Here is a 19,659-nt window from a genome sequence, read left to right as displayed (position 1 = left end):
GTCATAACAAATCAACTCCTTTGTTCTGATATCCTCTTTTTAGCACTCGGACTAGCCGAGTGCTAATTTCTATTTTTAATATACAACATATTCCAGATTTTAGTCAAGAGGTTTACCATTAAAGCTCCCGATTGCGTAAGACAGTTAAACCATTAGTATATGAAAATTTGGTGTTTTAGATGTTGGTCTTATGATCTTTAAAAAAGATATAATAAGCTATACATATAGTTTACCTTATTCAATATATAAATTACATAAGTTAATATATACATTACATTTAAGCGTAAAAGAGAGCGTAAAATAGTTTGTGTAAATGAATATACCTAAACGATGGTCATAGAAAAAGGAAGACCTTTTCCTGTAGAATAGAGTTAGCACACAAAACCCACAGGAGGTCTTCCCTATGAGTCATCTTACTACAGATTTGCTAGAAGGACTAGCCCAAAAGCAGGATATTGAAGAAATTTTTCGCCATCACTTGGAAACAGCCATCAATCAGCTTTTAAAACACGAATTAACGGCTTTCCTGGACTATGAGCCTTATGAGCAGGCCGGCGTTAACTCCGGTAATTCCCGTAACGGGTTCTATGACCGAACGTTCAAAACGGAATACGGCAGCCTTGAGCTGCATATTCCCAGAGACCGCAACGGTTCCTTTCAGCAACAAACGCTGGCGCCTTATAAACGTTCTAACGACACGCTGGAACAATTTGTAATCCATTTGTACGAAAAGGGCATAACGACGGATGAAATTGCTGATTTGATCGAAAAAATGTATGGTCAACATTATTCCAAACAGACCGTTTCAAATCTGACACAGCTTGTGTCAGAAGATGTTCAGGCATTCCATGAGCGAACCCTGGAGCGACGTTATGTGTGCATTTATCTGGATGCCACCCAGATCCCGATTCGTCGTCAAAGCGTTGAAAAAGAATCGGTCTATATTGCCATTGGCATTGCAGAAGATGGCGGCAAAGAAGTACTGGACTTTACCATTGCCCCAACGGAATCCGCCAATGTGTGGGAGGAGTTGGTACAGCACTTATCTGAACGCGGTGTTGAACATGTCCTTCTCTTTATTTCGGACGGCTTGAACGGCATGACAGATGCCTTGCATCGTGTCTACCCAAAAGCCAAACATCAGGTGTGCTGTGTCCATGTTTCCCGCAATATCGCTAACAAAGTTCGTGTGAAAGATCGTGCGGCTATTCTGGATGATTTCAAGGCTATTTACGAAGCTGAGGACCGCCAGCAAGCTCTTAGTGCCCTGGACCAATTTCAAAATAAATGGCACAAAACGTATCCTCGCGCTGTCGACGCAGTGATGAGACAGGATCGCTTATTAACGTTCTATGATTTCCCGGTATCCATCCGTTCCAGTATTTATACCACAAATCTCATCGAAGGATTTAACAAGGAAATCAAACGCTACGTCAAACGCAAAGAACAATTTCCCAACGAGGATGCCCTGGAACGTTTTCTGGTAACCCAATTTTTGGATTACAACCATAAATTCGGTATGCGGTGCCACAAAGGATTTGGAAAGGCGAAGCCCGAACTACTGCAGATGTTTGAAGCGCTGGAAAATCAGGCTTAACACCGCCATCCTTGACCCTGCTTGCGGTCGTGGTGGTGTGTACATGGCGGCTGGGCAAAATAAAGCCCTCAAGGGGCTCCATCCGCACACCGAGCGTACCACGACCGATCTCTTCTACGTTCTCGCTGGCCGGGTCCCTGAACCCAACACAGCGAATCACGAAGAAGAGGCGCAGGGTCAAGGACAAGCAGCTGCCGCTGTGGCTTAGAGCAGCCACCTAATCTTGAAACTTTGAAAAACAATGGCTAACCTTCTACAGGAATAGGGTCATTTACACAAAATTATTGACGCCCCCGCGTAAAAATGAAGCTATCTCCGTAAGATAGCTTTGAAATATTAGTGATTTCATTGTTTTATGATAATCTGATCCTTTTCTTCAATAGTGGTCGCTAATCTTTATTAATGTTGCGCACGATTATGTAAGTATGTACCTATTCTTTACTCAGCCTCTTGTATATGTCTGGGCCAAAGTAGGTGATTCCCCAGATTCTGGCCCAATTTTGAAATACCGTTATGCCGCAACTGTGCCCAGTTGTTGAAAACAATCACAGTATAAAAATAACGACTAACAGACCTAGTGACGTCCAAACAAACGAATAACCAATTTTATTTTCATTAGAGATAGTATTCTTTTTTGCGTTGTGTACAATTGCTAAAACAGTTGCATTAATTAAAAATAAAATATAATAAATTAACGCATATATTATCCAACGATTGATTTGTGTCACTTCACTTAACGGTCCTGTCAGAAATAAAATAAAAACTATGATTACGGATATTCCAAAGATAACGGGCATTATAATATACATTTTATCCCATAAACTGTGCCTTAAAAAAGTGTCGCTTTTCTTAGTTTGAAAGTACATCATTAAGCTAAACAAACCAATTACTATTACTAAAAACAAAGCCGTCATCAACATTGGTATATTTATTACGTCGGTTGAAGAGAATGGTACTCCTATATCTTTCTTAAACATATCCGCTATATACGCCAGAACCACCAGTAGCATAATAATAATACCTTGAAACAAAGTCCATCGTGAAAAGAATATAATGTATCGCTCCCTTGCATAATTCCGTTTGTAAAAATGCACACATTTGAATTATATAAAATGAAAGTAATCTGTCACGCCATAAATAACCGTTCCTAAAAGGGCTACCATCTTAAACGTCCCCTTAAGTATTTTTTAATTGAAGCATAGCATCTTTGCTCTTATTTGTTAATTGTCTTATCTGTTTATGGCAGAATAAAACTACATAATTCGGCAGCGTAAAAATACACAACTGCCATTATAAAAAAAGAGCCTTGCCAGTCATCCCAAAATCTATTAACCTCCTGCATGTAAAGTCCAATAAACATGGGGGAGGAATGAAAGGATGCTAGCAATGGCTCAAGTTAACTATATCAATTTTTTACGGGAGGAGGAAGGGCTATCCATCAATTCCCTGGCAAATCGGCTCGGCATTAATTGGCGAACCGCCAAGAAGTACGGGGATCGGGAGGATTGGAGTCCGGAAATCAAGAAACGAATCAAACGTTATCCGATTCTGGGCCCTTATTTGGATATTATCGAAGCTTGGCTGACGGAGGACCTGTCCCGGAAACGAAAACAGCGTCACACGAACATTCGTATTTACCAGCGTCTTCGTGATGAATGCGGTTATACCGGAGGAGTTCGCACCGTTACAGGCTACGTCTCCAAGCGAAAGAAGGCATTGGCCCAAGATGAGAAGAAAACCTACAGTGAGTTGATTCATCCCGGAGGTGAGGCCCAGGTAGACTTTGGCACTACGGAGGTTATTTACGATGGCAAATGGCTTCAGGTCAAATACCTCGTGATGTCCTTTCCATACAGTAACGGTGCTTTTTTGGTGGTGTTACCCAGAGAGAATATCACTTGTTTCCTGGAAGGGCTCAAGCAGCTTTTCACACTGGCAGGAGGCGTTCCGCGTAAATTATGGTTTGACAATCTATCGGCCGCAGTCGTGAAGATCAAAGGCCATGGCGAACGTGATTTAACCGAGATGTTCCAACGTTTCAAACTTCATTACCGGTTTGAGGCTGTCTTCTGTAATCCGAGGGCCGGCTATGAAAAGGGAAATGTGGAAAATAAAGTCGGAACAAGTAGGCGGAATTGGTTTGTGCCCATTCCCGTCATGACGTCTTGGAAACAGATTAATCAAGAGATGAGACAAAAAGCCGAGGAAGCGATGGAAAAGGAGCATTACAAACATAACCAATCTGTCCGTTCCCTGTGGGAAGAAGAACAAACGAAGCTTTTGGAGTTACCTCGGGATTCGTTTGAGGTTGTTTGCTTCGAAACAACGAAACTAGATAAATATGGCAAGATTCACTTGGATCAGGAGCGCCTTCAGGTTCCTGGAGGAAGCGCTCAGCAGCTTGTTTCACTCAAAATATATTGGGACCGTTTGGAAGTCCTGAATGAAACGTATGAAACATTGGCTACTCTCCCGCGTCCGTTCAGCCTGAAACAGCAGGAAATCGACTGGATGCAGGAATTAAAACAAGTGTTGCATAAGCCGAAGGCGGTTCCTTACACGATGGTTTACTCAGCACTCCCTGAAACGCTGAAGCGATACTTGAGTGTGACTGATCTTCCCCATCGAAAAAGGCGAATGGGGTGCCTCATTCAATGGCTGGGCGACGGATACCATGTGGATCAGATTACCATAGCCCTTGACCATATATCCACTGGACTTTGGGGCGAAGAAGGCATTGTCTATCAGGAATTGTATCGTACAATACGTCCGGAAGCACCGGACTATCTGGAGGAATCCTATACACCTTCCAATTTAAGGGATTACGAACCGGCTCTGGATGCGTATAACGCGCTCATGGGAGGTAGGTCATAATGGAGATGAACGAACGCATTCAGATTTACTGTAAAAAGCTGAAACTGGGACGTATCGGCGACATTTATGATCAAATCGAGGCCGAGACATATGAAGAGTTCCTTCTGCATTGTTTGGAAAAAGAGGTGCAGGCACAAGAACATAATAAAGTGCAGCGTTTAATCAAAAAGGCTGGCTTCAGCCAGCTGAAGACGTTGGAGGATTATGATGAGTCCTGGGCACCGGAACTTCCTTCAACGGTTACCATGGATGCCCTGAAGGACTTATTCTTCCTGGAAAACCAACAAAATGTCATGATGGTGGGTTCTGTGGGGACGGGAAAATCGCATCTGTCCACCGCATTAGGGGTTGAAGCGTGCCGGAGAGGAAAAGAGGTGAGATTTTATCGCGTAAACGACCTTGTTTCCAAGCTACTGGAAAAGCACCGTAACGGGACATTGCATCGATTTATGCAGGGATTCCGGAAAGCCGAATTGATCATCTTGGATGAACTCGGTTTTGTGCCCTTTCATAAAGACGGTTCTGAATTGCTTTTCAGCTTGATTGCCGAGTGTTATGAAAACATAAGCGTGATCGTTACCTCCAACTTGGAATTTGGGCAATGGAACACGATATTTGGCGATAAGCGTCTCACAGCGGCTATTATGGACCGGCTTGTACATCACGCTCATATCATCACCTTCGCAGGTGAGAGCTATCGACTAACAAATGCTTTGTCAAAAAGTAAAACACTTGAATAATCGGCTATCACGACGGACTATTCGAACCTTGAAAATATAATAAAAAGCGAAAGCTTCATTGAGGTGAATGGGCTGGCAAGGTTATGTAAAAATTACTGCCATTTTATGTACTTTTTACTTGCCAAACACACTTATCCATTCGATTAGGATAATTAAAGAGAGAATAGCCATAAAGGTGCCATCTTTAAGCTTTTCTTGGGGTTAGAGTAAAATGTTTATGGGAGAACATATACCTCATCTTTGGTGTTGAAGTCGGAAGACTTCTACACCAAAGATGAGGCCAGCAAGCGAAGCGCGGTAGTTTAAAGGGTGTTTTACATGAAAAAGAGGACCTTTTCTTGTATAGTTAAGTCTGCTACAACAACAACTATAGAAAGAGGTCCTCTAATGAAAGATATCATATCTGCGCTTACAATGAAAGAATTAGAACAAATTACATACCGTGCATTGCAGGAAAGTTTTTCTCAGGTGATGGCACAGACGCTACAGGAAATAGATGAGGCGATTGCTTCAGAAAGGGATAAGCAACGATTTTATTTGAAGGATAAAAGAACATTAAAGTTTGAGTCCGTCTTTGGGCAGGTGGAACTGAAAAGAAATTATTATCAAGATAAAGAGACGGGAAAGTATGTCTATTTATTGGATCAGTATTTAGCTTTTGACGGCACAAAGGGAATGAGTCCGGTGGTGCAAGATTTGGCTATTGAACTGGCTGTAACAGGCGTTTCCTATCGACAGGCTGGGAAGGCAATGGAGAAGCTTTTGGGCTACCCTGTCATTAGTCATGAAGGTATACGCCAGCAGCTTTTGAATACGGAGGTTGTGCCGGAAGAGTCAGTGCCACTCGAACAGGATGTTGTATTCGTGGAGGTGGACGGGCTTTATACGAAAAGCCAAGAGAAAAAGAAAAAAGGCAAGGAAATTAAGATTGCCAGTGTGCATCAGGGCTGGGAAATGAATGGTAAACGAGCAAAGCTGATAGAGAAGCGACATTTCATTCATGAAGGAAATCTGCCGTTCTGGGAAGAATTTGAGCAGTATCTAATGGCTACTTATGAGTATGATCCGACCAGGCACCACCTCGTTATTAATGGGGATGGAGCGAAGTGGATCACATCCTGCCGGGATCATTTCCAGCATAATGCGACCTTTGTCATCGACCGTTTTCATGTTGCCCGGGATGTGCAGCGTTTGTTTCGGGGTCATTCAAGATACCGCTCCATCCGAAAGAAACTAGCAAGCTATGACTGGGAAGGTTTCATGGTGGAATTAAACAGTGCGGTGGGTACGCTTGAAAATGAAAAGAAGGAAGAACGGCTGGAAGAGTTAATTGCCCAGCTTTCCCAATATCCAGAGGCACTGGGAGATTACCGTGAAAAACTAAAAGAGAGGGGCATAGATACAACAGGATTCCGCCCGATGGGGAGTGCAGAGGGAACGATGAGTGTGTTCGCTAGAAGGCTCAAAAACGGGCGTAGTTGGAGTGATAAAGGGCTTGATAAATTCATCGATATCATGGTTGCCCTCAAAGATAATCTGGAGATAAAAACGCTGCAGGGGATACTTGAACAGACGCAGGAATTAATACAGGAAAGCAAAGAAGAAAAGCCGCCTAAACACTTTGTAGAAAAGCTAAAAGAAAGTGCTGCAGAAGCAACACGCAACAATCTGGGTTATCTCAAGCAGGCTATCGGGAAACCAATTACAGACGCATTAAAAGGATTACGGGGAATTTGAAAAAGTAAAAAAGCACCAACTGATTAAAATGATATAAACATGAAACCGTTACCAAAAGTTGACTAAAACAATACAAAAAAGGGACTTGAAAAAAAATCTCCCACAAGTACTTGACTCAATCTTTCTTGGGAGCTTATTTTACTTCCATCTAAGTGCATATTAATATAGATTTAAATAGTTTTTCTAAAGTGTGGTGAACATTTTGTTTACAATAATGCTGATTGAAGATGATGAGACATTATCTCAGGAAGTGAAAGAAAGGTTGTCTCAATGGTCTTATAACGTGGTTGGGGTCGTGGATTTTGGTAATGTGCTTGAGGAATTCACGGTGAGTAAACCGGATTTGGTCATTATTGACATTCAATTGCCGAAGTTCGATGGTTTTCACTGGTGCCGATTGATCCGGTCACATTCAAACGTGCCAATCATCTTCCTTTCATCGCGGGATCACCCGACGGATATGGTGATGTCCATGCAGCTCGGTGCGGATGATTTCGTCCAGAAGCCGTTTCACTTTGATGTGTTGATTGCAAAAATCCAGGCGACTTTGAGGCGGGTATATAATTATAATACGGATACCAAGCTGGAGTTAAAAACGTGGTGCGGGGCAACGATTGATTTTGTGAAGGGTACGGTTTCCCGTGATCAGAAAGTAATTGATCTCACGAAAAATGAGATGTATATATTAAAGGTTTTGATTGAAAGGAAAAATGACATTGTGACACGGGAGGAACTGATTACAAGCCTCTGGGATGACGACCGATTTGTGAGTGACAACACGCTTACTGTGAACATCAATCGTCTGCGGAAAAAATTGACTGAATTGGGGCTGGGTGATGCGATTGAAACCAAAGTCGGACAAGGCTATGTCGCAAAGGAAGAGACAACAAGATGATTAGGTTATTTTTAAGAGAGCGCCTCAGCTGGATTTTGATTTTTATTTTTTTCCAGCTTCTTGTCCTGTTAATCGGCTACCTTGATGCCGGAATTCAAATGAATTCAGTATTGTACTTGATGTTTATAACGTCACTTTTCTTTGGTGTTTTCCTGGTTGTTGCTATCATAAGGAAACGCGGTTTTACAGAGCGCTGAGGAATCAGGGTCAATCATTTGATTTAACAACGATACCTGAGGCAGGAAGTCCGTTTGAAAAAATGGCTTCTGACATGATTCAGAAGCAGAATGAGGTATACAAAACGCAGCTGGAAGAGCTACATACAAGTGTGGAACAGGAAAAAGATGATATACTGAGCTGGATCCATGAGGTAAAAACACCGCTGACAACGCTGCAGCTAATCATTGAGCGTGTTGATGATCAGGCACTTAAGGGGCAGCTCATGTATGAATGGTTAAGGGTTCATTTGTTGCTGGATCAAAAGCTGCATCAAAGGCGCATACCCTTCATGCAAAATGATCTTTTTATTGAAAAGACGGATCTGGAAGCATTAATGTTTGAGGAAATTAAAGCATTGAAACTGTGGTGTATGCAAAAAGGCATCGGTTTTGATGTCAATCTTCAGGTGACAGAGGTGCTGACAGATACGAAGTGGTTTGGTTTTATAGCCAGGCAAATTTTAACAAACGCTGTTAAATACAGCGAAGCGTCAGATATCATAATTGATAGCTTTATGGAAGAGGAGCGGTGTGTTCTAACGATTGCCGATCATGGGCGTGGGATTGACGCGAAAGACTTGCCACGTATTTTCGACCGGGGGTTTACCAATACGGTTGCGCATTTCGATCAGACCGCAACAGGCATGGGACTGTATCTGGCCAAGCAAGTGGCGCATTCGCTTCACATCACGATAGACGTGTCATCGAGATTGGGGGAGGGGACAATGTTTACGTTGACGTTTCCGAAAGAGAATGATTTTGTCGAGATTGCAGGCATGTGACGAAACTGTCACATGCTTTTTGGTTATTGTAAGAAAAAGTGAAGGAGAACCGGCTGTGATGTGGGTAAGATAGAGGCAGAAGGAGGGAATGACATGGCAATACTTGAAGCAATAAAAATTTATAAAACGTACGGAAACAAGTTTAATAAACAAGAGGTGCTTCGTGCCCTTGATTTACAGGTGCAGGAAGGGGAATTCGTGAGCATTATGGGGGCATCCGGCTCCGGGAAGACGACGCTTCTGAATGTACTATCGTCCATCGATCGTGTTAGTCAGGGGACGATTACGATTGAAGGGCAAAATTTCAACCAAATGAAAGATAAACAGCTCGCCGAATTCAGAAAGCATCACCTCGGGTTTATTTTTCAGGAATATAATTTGCTCGATACCTTAACGGTGAAAGAAAACATTCTGCTACCGCTTTCCATTAAAAAAGTGTCCAAAAAGGAAGCCAACAAGGCATTTGACACGGTCGCCGCAGAATTCGGGATTGCGGATATTGCCAATAAATATCCAAATGAAATTTCCGGCGGACAAAAACAGCGGACATCTGCAGCAAGGGCGTTTATCCATGAACCGAGCATCATTTTTGCTGATGAACCAACAGGTGCGCTTGATTCAAAGGCCGCTTCGGGTCTGTTGAATAAGTTAAGTGACTTAAACGCCAAAAGAAACACATCAATTGTTATGGTGACACATGATCCGCTTGCAGCAAGCTTTAGTCAGCGTGTGGTGTTTATAAAAGACGGACAAATTTATACACAGCTTAATAAGGGTGAGCAGACACGTGATGAATTTTTCCAAGATGTCATCAAGACCCAGGGTGTTTTAGGCGGGATTAAGTATGAGCATTAATCAGATCATTTACCGCAATCTGAAGAAAAACATGAAGAACTATTATGTGTATATATTTGCATTGGTCTTTAGTGTGGCATTGTATTTTGCCTTTGTGACTTTGCAATATGACCCGGCAATGGATGAGGCAACAGGCTCTGTCAAGGGTTCAGCCGGGTTAAAAGCCGGTTCTGTCATGTTGATCGTGATTGTTTCAGTCTTTCTCCTGTATGCCAACAACCTGTTTATCAAACGACGAAGTAAGGAAATCGGGCTGTTTCAATTGGTTGGAATGACAAAGGGTACGATATTCCGGGTATTAAGTGTGGAAAATTTAATGCTGTATATCGGATCGCTCTTGATTGGAACCTTCCTTGGGTTTTCGGTTTCGCGGCTATTGATGCTCATTTTGTTCAAAGTTACAGGTGTTGAGGATGTGGCAACACTTAATTTTTCCACAGAGGCGCTGGTCCAGACGTTGGTTGTTTTCTCAATCATTTATGTGCTGATTATGCTGATGAACTATATTTTTATTAGACGGCAGAGCATATTGGCGTTATTCCATGTGTCGTCCACTGCAGAGCAACGTGTAAAGAAAATGACGCCATTCCAGATGCTGTTGGGAATTTTTGGTATTGGTTTAATCGTGTTTGGCTATTACTTGTCATCACGTTTGTTCAGCAGTGACTTTTTTGGTAATCAATTATTTATTGTCATGTTGATGATTTTAGCATCAGTGATTCTAGGAACGTACCTTTTTTATAAAGGATCTGTCAGCTTTATTTTCAATATGGTCCGAAAGCAAAAGGGTGGTTATTTAAATGTAAGTGACGTCCTGTCACTGTCATCGATTATGTTTAGAATGCGATCAAATTCGTTTCTTTTAACGGTGATTACGACATTGTCAGCACTGGCAATTGGGCTGTTATCGCTTAGTTATATTTCTTATTATTCTGCTGAGAAGACGGCAAAGGACAATATTCCGGATGATTTTTCCATCCCATATTCTGAGAATACTTCAAAGGCGCCTGCACCAGAGCAGTTCACCAAAGCACTGAATGAAGCGAATATTGACTATACAACAAGACATGTTGATTTATTGGAGAGCGGTGTTGACTTGTGGAATGTTATTGAGTTGCCGGATGAAGCGGGTGGCGATGAACCCGCATTTGACGCACGTGATATGACAATGACTGTCATTGGTGATGATGATGTGACCGATTTGGATGTTGATAAAAAAGACGTCATTTTTGTTAATCTAATAAAAACAATGGAGAGGCTTATCCCCTTTAAAGAACAGGGGGAGATTACGTTAAGTGGAGAACAGACATCAATTGATTTAACGTTTAAAGGATTAAAGGATATCGCTGCAATCCCTTTATGGTTGACCGGTGGATTCCCGGTTGCTGTAGTGGATCAATCGGTTTACGAAGTATTGGCTAGTGACAAGGATCCTGAAATCGAGCAGGAATTCACAGATATACCGGAGTCAATATTTCAAGCAACAGGAACGTGGAAAAAGCGGATGAGATTTTTAGTGAGACAGGTCTTAGCGAGTGGGCCGCATATGAATCAAGGCACGAAGAAATCATTAATCAGAAATTGAACGTGGGAATGATGATGTTTATCGTGGGTTTCTTAGGATTGGCATTTCTCATCACATCCGGGTGTATTCTATACTTTAAACAAATGGACGAAAGTGAAGATGAAGAACCAAGTTACACGATTCTCAGGAAGCTGGGCTTTACAGAGGGCGACTTGTTAAAAGGCATTCGCCGCAAACAATTATTCAATTTTGGAATTCCGCTTGTCGTCGGTTTGTTACACAGTTACTTTGCGGTTAAATCCGGCTGGTTCTTTTTCGGGACGGAAATGGTTACCCCGATGGCGATCGTCATGCTGATTTATACTGGATTGTATTCTATCTTCGGGACGCTGTCGGTACTGTATTATAAACGCATGATAAAAATGCGTTAACAGACTCAGTTTGCGGTAGAGAAAAACACTAATAACATGTGAAACATCACATATGTCACTAACAAAAAGGGCTGGTACATAGTTAAAGTCTATGATACTCCACTTATAGACTCAATCCATTTGTCCCAGTCCCTTTTGTGTGTTTTCTTCAATTCCACTATTTCTGGTATACTGCATATAATGGCGTAATTCCAGCACAACTTTGTTCCAGAGCCGATTGTCGTTTAGTCAGCGCCATTATAATAGGTTTGACATACAGTATTCATCAACGTATTTATCATCAATACATAACGAGTGTCTCCCATAACAATATAGACTGAGTGCTTCATTCGTTTCGCATTTCCACCAACGACCATTAGGAATCCTCTAGTAAGGCAATCTATCATTTCTTTTTTCGCATTATATCGAATGGTTTCACAGGTGTATTAACTTTCATTTTTACAATCATCATCGCTTTTGGCGCGCGTTCTATTGGTACATCTGTTTCATCCCATAATTGTTCAATGGTTTGGTACGCATGTGTGAACCCAGGGCCATAGAACTCTACTACATCACCTACGCCAAAGTTGTTCCGCTGCTGAATTGTAGCAATTTGTGTTTCCGCATTGTATTCTAAGACTTGGCCAATAAATGCATAAGCAGGGATTTTACGACGTTTACCAAATAATTGTTCGTTTTCTGTTGGAGTGCCATAATAGAAACCTGATGCTAATTCACGCTGGGCCACCTTCCATAACTCATTTTCCCATTCCTGTTTAAAGACATAGTTTTCAGGGTCACGGCAATAGGTGTCAATCGCTTTACGATATACATTGGAAACGGTGGATACATAATGTATGGATTTCATGCGCCCCTCAATTTTTAAACTGTCTACTCCATTTTCTACCATATCAGGTATGTGACGTATCATAGACATATCAACAGCACTCATGGAAAAGTCTTCTACTGGGTCTCCGGCAAGAACAGATGTCTGTTCACCAGGGCGGGGTATTTCGAATAAATCATATTTCCAACGACAGGATTGTGAGCACCCGCCACGGTTCGCATCACGATTAGACATATGATTTGATAATGTACAACGTCCTGAATAGGAAATACACATGGCACCGTGGATGAATGCTTCGATTTCTACATCTGTATTTTGGCGAATTTCTTTAATTTCCTCCATACTAACTTCTCTTGCTAATACGACACGCTCTAGTCCTTCTTGATGCCAGAAGTTCAGTGTTTCATAGTTGGTCGCAGATGCTTGCGTAGATAAATGAATCGGCAAGCCTTCCGCTTCAATTGCACATATCTCTATTAACGCTGGATCTGATACAATAACAGCATTAATTCCGATATCCCTAAGTGTTCGGAAAAACTCACCTGCTCCTTCCTCATCCCCTTCATGTGTGACCATGTTTGCTGCAACATACACTTTGGCGTGATGATGTTTGGCGAAATCAACGCCTTCTTTCATTTCGTCATAAGAGAAATTTCCTGCTCGACTTCTCAGCCCAAATCGATTTCCACCAATATAAACAGCGTCCGCACCATAGCGAATGGCAACTTTCAACTTTTCAAGTGTTCCAGCCGGTGCCAGTATTTCCGGTTTTTTTGTCATTGTTTTCATATGATATCTCTCCCTATTGCACTTCACTAGGATCTTTTAAGAAAAATCCCTCATCTAATGTTCGTTCTTTTGGATGATGTTGCATGAGTTGCTCGTTTAACTGTTGCATTTGTTCCTGTGTCCATTTATCGTCTAATAACATTTGTTTCGCTTTCACAAAAAGACGAGCAATCTCAACATAATCTTTTCCTCGTGTAAAGATTCCATCAAGCTTCCATCTGGTTAAACCGATTTCTACTAATTTGTCTAAGTATGGAAAAAGATTAATATCATTTGTATTAAATACATGAGTTCCATTTATATCCTCATATATGGAATAATGGGTTTCTGGTCTTTTCGGTTCAGAAATATACAATGCATTCGTATTTGGTTTGTCTTCTTTCGTATAGTTATAGTAATTTTCAACGAGTGGTCGCTTGGAGTGATGGATACAAGTTGCCCCGTATACTTGTACTTCTACAGGTACTGTCACATTCGTTCCAATCGACTTTAGTTCTTCATACATAATTTCTCTTGCAAGCACGGCACCTACCGCACCACGTTTCGCCCAAAAATTAATGTGTTTCGCACTCGTTACCAATGTTTGTGCATCATATATAAAAGGCAAATTAATACCGTGGGTTTGCAGGAGATGGATGACACCAGGATCGCCAATGGTAACCGAATCAGCACCAACTTCCTGTAAAAATTGTAAATACGGTACAACCGTTTTAATACGATCATTGTGCATGATGGCATTGACAGCAACAGAAACCTGTTTATTCTGTTCATGCGCTATTTTGATTATTTCAGTAATTTCATTTCGAGAAAAAGATTTTGGCAAACGTAATCCAAACGCATCTTCTCCAATATAAAGTGTATCCACGTCTGTTGCGACAAGAGCTTTCGCCTGTTCAACAGACTCTGCGGTTGCTACGATTTCAATCATTTCCAGACCCCTTTATTGCAATATGTACATCAATAAAGAAGTGTATCATAGTATCAAAGATGAAGCTGTGGTTCCTGTCACTTTCGGGATGTAGTTAAAGCCAGGGGGGAATTAAAGGGGGATAATTACAGTTAGTGCCACAAAACAGCCGCCTCTTTTTTTGTTCGTGCGACAATAAGTGAGAATAAAGCATTATCAATGCATAAATGATTAAGTAAAAATATACTTCAAAGTCATTTATTGTTAGCGCCCGATTGAAGAAAATCTTATATTCCATCCTTGTAATCTCTCTGAAGTTTGATTTCCTTTTTCGCGGCATCTTTTCTAGTTTCTACCCATTTAAACCGGCAATGGATGACGGCTTTGTTTTTTAGTAACAGTAATTGTCCTAATCATTCCAACATCCTAGCATACAATTACTGACCGATCCTGTACCCAAACAAAAATAGAGACCGATAAGAACGCTTATAACCGGTCCCTATGCATAAAAAGCAAAGGCAATTCTACTGTTTGATACTTCCGCTGATGACCTCTTTTTTGTGTGCCATGAATGCTTCGAGAACTTCATTTTTTTCACGTTCAGGAACATTGAAATGATCAAGTGAATTGGCTAGGACATTAGCAGCTGCATTAAATTCTTCGGCGGTTAACATCATTTTGTAATGAGTTGGCTCTAAATCTAAACTGTGATTGTTGGGAACCGTGCTAACATATTCATACGGACCGCCGGCTTTTTCAGCGATCCATAATGTGTTGAGGACTTTGAATCCTGATGCGCGCCAACGTTTGTTTTCATACCAATCTCTGAGATAGGCATTGGATGTATTCGTTCCAACTATGGGATCATCCGCTAAAGAATCAACGAAATGATCCGTGATAGCTGCAATACGATAAATCCCGCCGAGACGTTCATACAATGATTTTTCCGTTGGATGTTCAGATCTCCAATTAGTCGTTTGGTAATCAATGTTTTGCATAGCATTTTGATTGATATGAGGGACGAAAGAGTTTCCTCCACTATTAGTCAGTTGAGAACAATAAGGAAAATACCACGAACCTTCGTATGCGTTTTGGCGAGGCATATATGGTTGTTGACAAGGATAAACTGGAACATAATATGGGACAACCGGTATATAGTACATGAAATTCATTCCTTTCCTTTTCTATTCAACATAGCGTATGTAAATCGAACTAAAAATGTACATTTATCCCGGCTTTGAGGAGGCATCAATTGAATTTGCGCCTGTTTTTAGTCTAAACAGTAAGTGTTTTATCGCATGCCCCCACAGTACTTCATCTGCAGGGACGTAAAAAGTAATGAAAGATTTTTGAGATGAAAATGGCAGAGCTCCCTGATTCTGATCCGAACATTCAGGGGCTCTGCCATGAGCAGTCTCTATTAAAATGTTATTCTATGATTTGATTGTTCCGCTAATGACCTCTTCTTTATGCGCAACGAATGCTTCGAGTACTTCATTTTTTTCACGTTCAGGAACGCCGAAATGATCAGTGACAGCTGCAATACTATAAATACCACCGAGTCGTTCGTACAATGACTTTTCAGACATTATAATCCCTCCTTAGTTTTTCAATACCCTAGATGGATCTATTTAAAACATTGCCATTCATGAGAAAAGATAAAATTTACTCACTATATTTAATATTTTTAATTTGAAAGATCTGCCCCCTACAGAAGAGAACTCTTAATCTGTAGGGGGATTTAACCACTACTATATTCAGGTATACAAAAACGTGGTATACCCTTTGGCACACCACGCAAGCTGGAACAATAGTGCCTGGTATTTTTACTTAAAGATGTCCCTATATCTACCTGTACCAGCACTGGTCCTATTATCATTGGTCATTGTTCTTTACTAATTTTTCAGTGAATCTTCATTCCTTGACCCTGAACTGTCCCATCATACCTGCATCTTCGTGTTCAAGTATGTGACAATGATACATGAAATCACCAGGATACTTAAATGTAGCAATGACTTTGACTTTTTCTCCAGGATTAACGATAACTGTATCTTTCCACCCTGTTTCATTTGCAGGTGGTGGATTTCCATCACGTTTCAAAACTTGAAATTGTACACCGTGTGCATGAAATGGATGTACTGTTCCGCCCATCATTCCCATACCACTCTCATTGGAAATTTCCCAGATTTCAGTGTCATTTAGTTGTACCTCTTCGTCAATCCTATCCATGTCAAACTGTTTTCCATTAATATTTACCGTTGGACCCATACCTTCAAAAACAAAATCCCTCGTTTTCACCGCTTGATTAGGTTCTATTTTTTCAATGGTCGTTAATTTATTTGGGATAGTGAAATCTTTTTGACTTTTTCCCTTTGCAGTGAACTTCATAAATTCCGATCCCTTATTTTGTAATCGCACCATTTCCCCCTTTTTCAAATCAGAAAAGTTAACAAGAATTTCTGCTCTCTCCGCCGGACCGAGAACGAGGTTGTCCATTTTCTCCGGCTTCTCGAGGAAACCACCATCGCTAGCAATTTGATAAAATGACTGGTTATTACTGAAGTTTAAATCATATACACTTGCATTGGACCCATTCAATAAACGTAGTCGCACCATACCGCTTGGAACTTCTAGAAGGGGATTAACAGCTCCATTCACAAGCATCGTTGCTCCCTGTAGTCCATTCATAACATCATGCATACCCAGATTATATTCAAAGCTTCCGTCTGAATTAAATCTTTTATCTTGTATGACAAGTGGAAAATCATTCACTCCATATTCTTTCGGGATATCTAAACGGTCCGAAACTTCATCCTCAATCAGGAATAACCCTGCTAATCCTTTATAAACTTGCTTCCCAGTTTCCTGTTCAGGATGGGGGTGATACCATAAAGTAGCAGCTGGTTGTTGTATTTTGAATTCCGGAGACCATGATGTTCCAGGTTTAATCCCTGAATGCGGTCCGCCATCTGCATCACCATCTACTTCAAGTCCGTGCCAGTGGATAGTTGTTATTTCATCCAGTTCATTTTCCACCTTCACGGACACCTCTTCACCTTTTCGAACCCGGATCGCAGGACCTAAGTAATCGCCATTATACCCCATCGTTTCTGTTGTTTTCCCTGGCACAAACTCTTTTGTTGCGTTTTGAGCCGTTAAATGAAATTCTGCTTTATTCGGATCGTCATTATAATCTTTTAATAATGGTGGTATGGGAAGGTTTGTCTCCTCTGTTTCGATTGTTTGATTGTTCGTGTTATCAAATGGCTGTTTCATTGATAAGTTCGGCAATTGACCAGGCATATTCCTTCCCCCAATAAAAAAGAGACTGAATACTCCTAAGACAATTATGAAACCAGCGATTAAAATGCCGAAATTCTTCTTCATTGTTTTCACCTTTCACCTATTAAATAAGATTGTATAATGGTATCTCATTAATATCAGTCCATTTTTATTATTTTCTCATGGCGAGCTTAACAGCGATATAAACAACGGCGCCAATTACAATCAAATTAATGATATACCCAAAAATTCCAAAGCCTCCCATCATTCCATTATAGCCGTTCATCATTCCATGAAAACCGTTCATCATTTGTAATCATTCCTTTCTTTTTGGCTTAACCTGAATTCGTCCACGTCTAACTCGCGTATTTCTCTTTTTCTTTGATATGAGACAACGATGTTTCAAATCGTCGCCATTTAGGGAATCTCTCCGGATCAAATTTTCCTTCGTTTACTGTTAATTGATCCTTTTCAACTATCCCATTTACAATAATAAACTAAAGTGATGCAGAAACTATGCAGAAATAGTAACATGTTATTTACACTTTATCATTCTCTTCGTTTAATCGTCTTACAGATGGTTTCCGACTATAAGTGAGGTCGATGATGGTTAATTTCTTCACTCGTAGCTAAGTTTTGTTGATTTATCACATATCCTGAGTAAAAAACGCCCTCCTGGGACAGGAAGACGTTCAACATCACTACCATACTCTCCACTTTACAAATCAAATTCTTCCATGAGTAGTTGTTCTGCCTGTGGAAAGGACAGCCCCATTTTCCAGCCCCCCATCCCGCGAAGGTTATATTCCTTAACGAGCCGGTACTTCATCAAAATGGATCGCGCATCTTCGAACCAAACTTCGTGCCTTTTGTCATGTTCATCCGTGTAACGAAACCAAGGCTGGTTGGTTTTCTTATTGTAATGAATAACGGATTCGTACTTAATTGCTGTATTGATAGCGTGTTCCTGTGCATACGCTCGTGTATCTTCGGGATGGTCCATGCTCCAATCATAGGCATACATAGGGATTCCGAGAGTAATCTTGGAACGTGGGACAACCGACACAGCATATTCAATCGTATCCCGAACTTCTCCGAGTGGTGCAATCGGACCCGCCGGACCACCTGACCAGTGCCAATCATAAGTCATCAAAAAAAGCGCATCGGCATATTCACCAAGTGTTTGATAATCATAGCCAGCGTAATAACTTGGATTACGGTCCCCCTGCATTGGCGGTAACGATAAAGAAACCTTCATATCGGCCTTATGAAGCCGGTCGGACAGTTCTTTTATAAACGTATTAAAATACTGTCGATCCTTGTTGTGAATACCCTCAAAATCAATAACAACACCTTTTAGTTCCTTTGTATGAAGAACTTGATAAATATTCTCGATGAGTCGATTTCGATTTTCCTGGCTACTAACAATTTGGTGGACCAAATCCGGGTCGAATCCTTGGCCACTTAAGTTAGTTACCGTTGCATAGGGTATATAGCCTTTATTCCAGGCCGTATCGACTGAATCATCACCAGCAAGTGTGCTAAGGTTCCCCTTTGTATCTGGATGATATTCAAAATAAGCGACACTTGACGCCATTTCTCGGTAGTGGTCCAGCACGGATTGATTAGCCTTTTGATCTCCGGACGGTACAAAAAATGCCCCAGTGAATATCTTCCGTTTGGAGCTTTCAGGAATAGTTAGTTTCTGTTCAGGATAAATGATATTGCTATCCAGTTCATTTTCGGATTTGAGTTTTTCTATCGACATTGCGTGCCGTTTCGATATTCCCCATAAACTTTCACCAGGCTGCACAACATACTCCTGACCTGGTACCAACAATGCCTGCCCCGGTATCAGCTTATTACGATCCGGTAAGCCATTGATATTGACAAGTCTGCTTGGTGTAGTGCCGTACACGTCTGCTATTTTCGACAGATTCTCCCCTTGCTCAACAACATGAATTACACTAGCAGTGGCGTTAGTAGGTACAAATAAAATTATTGCACATATAAATGCTGCGATTGTAACCTTCATTGCTTCACATCCTCCTTATGTACTTTATTTTATTTTCTTTAACTAGACAGAAATATATGCATCCATACACGTGCAATACAGTTTATTAACATAATAAAACGCTGCCCTTAGTTGTTAGTCAGGACAGCATATCGCATTTTTATTTTCAACCATGTAAAAGGGGGAT

At 41.1% G+C, this 19,659-nt stretch carries 14 protein-coding genes and 2 pseudogenes; 8 read left to right on the top strand and 8 right to left on the bottom strand.

The window, feature by feature from the left end:
* The first annotated feature begins 403 nt into the window (after window positions 1–403).
* On the top strand, window positions 404–1,597 hold the full coding sequence (locus FFL34_RS13365; RefSeq protein WP_138602395.1) for an IS256 family transposase: 1,194 nt from the start codon (window positions 404–406) through the stop codon (window positions 1,595–1,597).
* Window positions 1,598–2,142: 545 nt separating this feature from the next.
* On the opposite strand, the gene FFL34_RS13360 is transcribed toward FFL34_RS13365, so the two are convergent.
* Window positions 2,143–2,607, bottom strand: a complete 465-nt coding sequence (locus tag FFL34_RS13360) for a hypothetical protein (protein ID WP_138603852.1) — start codon at window positions 2,605–2,607, stop codon at window positions 2,143–2,145.
* A gap of 367 nt (window positions 2,608–2,974) precedes the next feature.
* Here FFL34_RS13360 and istA point away from each other — a divergent pair, with 367 nt between their 5' ends.
* The 7 genes and pseudogenes from istA (at window position 2,975) to FFL34_RS13325 (ending at window position 11,654) form a co-directional block, all read left to right on the top strand.
* Window positions 2,975–4,471 carry an IS21 family transposase gene (gene istA, locus FFL34_RS13355; RefSeq protein WP_138600592.1) on the top strand — a complete coding sequence of 499 codons (1,497 nt, stop codon included), beginning with the start codon at window positions 2,975–2,977 and terminating at the stop codon, window positions 4,469–4,471.
* Between the two features lie 5 nt (window positions 4,472–4,476).
* Entirely contained in the window at window positions 4,477–5,211 is a 735-nt protein-coding gene (gene istB / locus FFL34_RS13350) for an IS21-like element helper ATPase IstB (protein WP_138604630.1), read from the top strand.
* A 387-nt stretch (window positions 5,212–5,598) separates the two neighbouring features.
* Entirely contained in the window at window positions 5,599–6,948 is a 1,350-nt protein-coding gene (locus FFL34_RS13345; RefSeq protein ID WP_234031423.1) for an ISLre2 family transposase, read from the top strand.
* A gap of 202 nt (window positions 6,949–7,150) precedes the next feature.
* Window positions 7,151–7,843: a response regulator transcription factor gene (locus FFL34_RS13340; RefSeq protein WP_138603851.1), complete on the top strand. Its 693-nt coding sequence runs from the start codon at window positions 7,151–7,153 to the stop codon at window positions 7,841–7,843.
* A pseudogene (locus tag FFL34_RS13335) lies at window positions 7,840–8,843 on the top strand (sensor histidine kinase). The gene FFL34_RS13340 and the pseudogene FFL34_RS13335 overlap by 4 nt, the downstream one beginning before the upstream one ends.
* Window positions 8,844–8,936: 93 nt before the next feature.
* Window positions 8,937–9,698, top strand: coding sequence for an ABC transporter ATP-binding protein (locus tag FFL34_RS13330; RefSeq protein ID WP_138603850.1), 762 nt, complete (start codon window positions 8,937–8,939; stop codon window positions 9,696–9,698).
* Window positions 9,688–11,654: pseudogene (locus FFL34_RS13325) on the top strand (ABC transporter permease). Before FFL34_RS13330 ends, FFL34_RS13325 begins: the two are co-directional and overlap by 11 nt.
* Before the next feature lie 382 nt (window positions 11,655–12,036).
* Here the strand turns inward: FFL34_RS13325 and FFL34_RS13320 are convergent.
* The 7 genes from FFL34_RS13320 to FFL34_RS13300 form a co-directional block, all read right to left on the bottom strand.
* Window positions 12,037–13,269 (bottom strand): peptidase U32 family protein, encoded by a 1,233-nt coding sequence (locus FFL34_RS13320; RefSeq protein ID WP_138603849.1) that lies wholly within the window; start codon window positions 13,267–13,269, stop codon window positions 12,037–12,039.
* 13 nt (window positions 13,270–13,282) lie between these two features.
* Entirely contained in the window at window positions 13,283–14,197 is a 915-nt protein-coding gene (locus FFL34_RS13315; protein WP_138603848.1) for a peptidase U32 family protein, read from the bottom strand.
* Window positions 14,198–14,700: 503 nt separating this feature from the next.
* A complete protein-coding gene (locus tag FFL34_RS13310; protein ID WP_171046375.1) occupies window positions 14,701–15,339 on the bottom strand; it encodes a group I truncated hemoglobin in 639 nt (212 codons plus the stop codon).
* 270 nt (window positions 15,340–15,609) lie between these two features.
* Complete coding sequence (locus FFL34_RS18305) at window positions 15,610–15,765, bottom strand: hypothetical protein (RefSeq protein WP_171046374.1); 156 nt, start codon at window positions 15,763–15,765, stop codon at window positions 15,610–15,612.
* A 325-nt stretch (window positions 15,766–16,090) separates the two neighbouring features.
* Window positions 16,091–17,479 (bottom strand): multicopper oxidase family protein, encoded by a 1,389-nt coding sequence (locus FFL34_RS13305; protein ID WP_234031504.1) that lies wholly within the window; start codon window positions 17,477–17,479, stop codon window positions 16,091–16,093.
* A gap of 151 nt (window positions 17,480–17,630) precedes the next feature.
* Entirely contained in the window at window positions 17,631–17,768 is a 138-nt protein-coding gene (locus tag FFL34_RS18300; protein WP_171046373.1) for a hypothetical protein, read from the bottom strand.
* 408 nt (window positions 17,769–18,176) lie between these two features.
* Complete coding sequence (locus FFL34_RS13300) at window positions 18,177–19,493, bottom strand: glycosyl hydrolase family 18 protein (protein ID WP_138603845.1); 1,317 nt, start codon at window positions 19,491–19,493, stop codon at window positions 18,177–18,179.
* Window positions 19,494–19,659 lie beyond the last annotated feature (166 nt).

The sequence above is a fragment of the Lentibacillus cibarius genome, from assembly GCF_005887555.1.
GTDB classification, from domain to species: domain Bacteria; phylum Bacillota; class Bacilli; order Bacillales; family Amphibacillaceae; genus Lentibacillus; species Lentibacillus cibarius.
This window is presented reverse-complemented; position numbering and strand designations above follow the sequence as displayed.

Coding starts and splice junctions, on each gene's coding strand:
- istB (WP_138604630.1), top strand. CDS start 4,477: ATGAACGAACGCATTCAGATTTACTGTAAAAAGCTGAAACTGGGACGT.
- FFL34_RS13360 (WP_138603852.1), bottom strand. CDS start 2,607: ATGCTACTGGTGGTTCTGGCGTATATAGCGGATATGTTTAAGAAAGAT.
- FFL34_RS13330 (WP_138603850.1), top strand. CDS start 8,937: ATGGCAATACTTGAAGCAATAAAAATTTATAAAACGTACGGAAACAAG.
- FFL34_RS13320 (WP_138603849.1), bottom strand. CDS start 13,269: ATGAAAACAATGACAAAAAAACCGGAAATACTGGCACCGGCTGGAACA.
- FFL34_RS13300 (WP_138603845.1), bottom strand. CDS start 19,493: ATGAAGGTTACAATCGCAGCATTTATATGTGCAATAATTTTATTTGTA.
- FFL34_RS13305 (WP_234031504.1), bottom strand. CDS start 17,479: ATGCCTGGTCAATTGCCGAACTTATCAATGAAACAGCCATTTGATAAC.
- FFL34_RS13315 (WP_138603848.1), bottom strand. CDS start 14,197: ATGATTGAAATCGTAGCAACCGCAGAGTCTGTTGAACAGGCGAAAGCT.
- FFL34_RS18305 (WP_171046374.1), bottom strand. CDS start 15,765: ATGTCTGAAAAGTCATTGTACGAACGACTCGGTGGTATTTATAGTATT.
- FFL34_RS13345 (WP_234031423.1), top strand. CDS start 5,599: ATGAAAGATATCATATCTGCGCTTACAATGAAAGAATTAGAACAAATT.
- FFL34_RS18300 (WP_171046373.1), bottom strand. CDS start 17,768: ATGATGAACGGTTTTCATGGAATGATGAACGGCTATAATGGAATGATG.
- FFL34_RS13365 (WP_138602395.1), top strand. CDS start 404: ATGAGTCATCTTACTACAGATTTGCTAGAAGGACTAGCCCAAAAGCAG.
- istA (WP_138600592.1), top strand. CDS start 2,975: ATGCTAGCAATGGCTCAAGTTAACTATATCAATTTTTTACGGGAGGAG.
- FFL34_RS13310 (WP_171046375.1), bottom strand. CDS start 15,339: ATGTACTATATACCGGTTGTCCCATATTATGTTCCAGTTTATCCTTGT.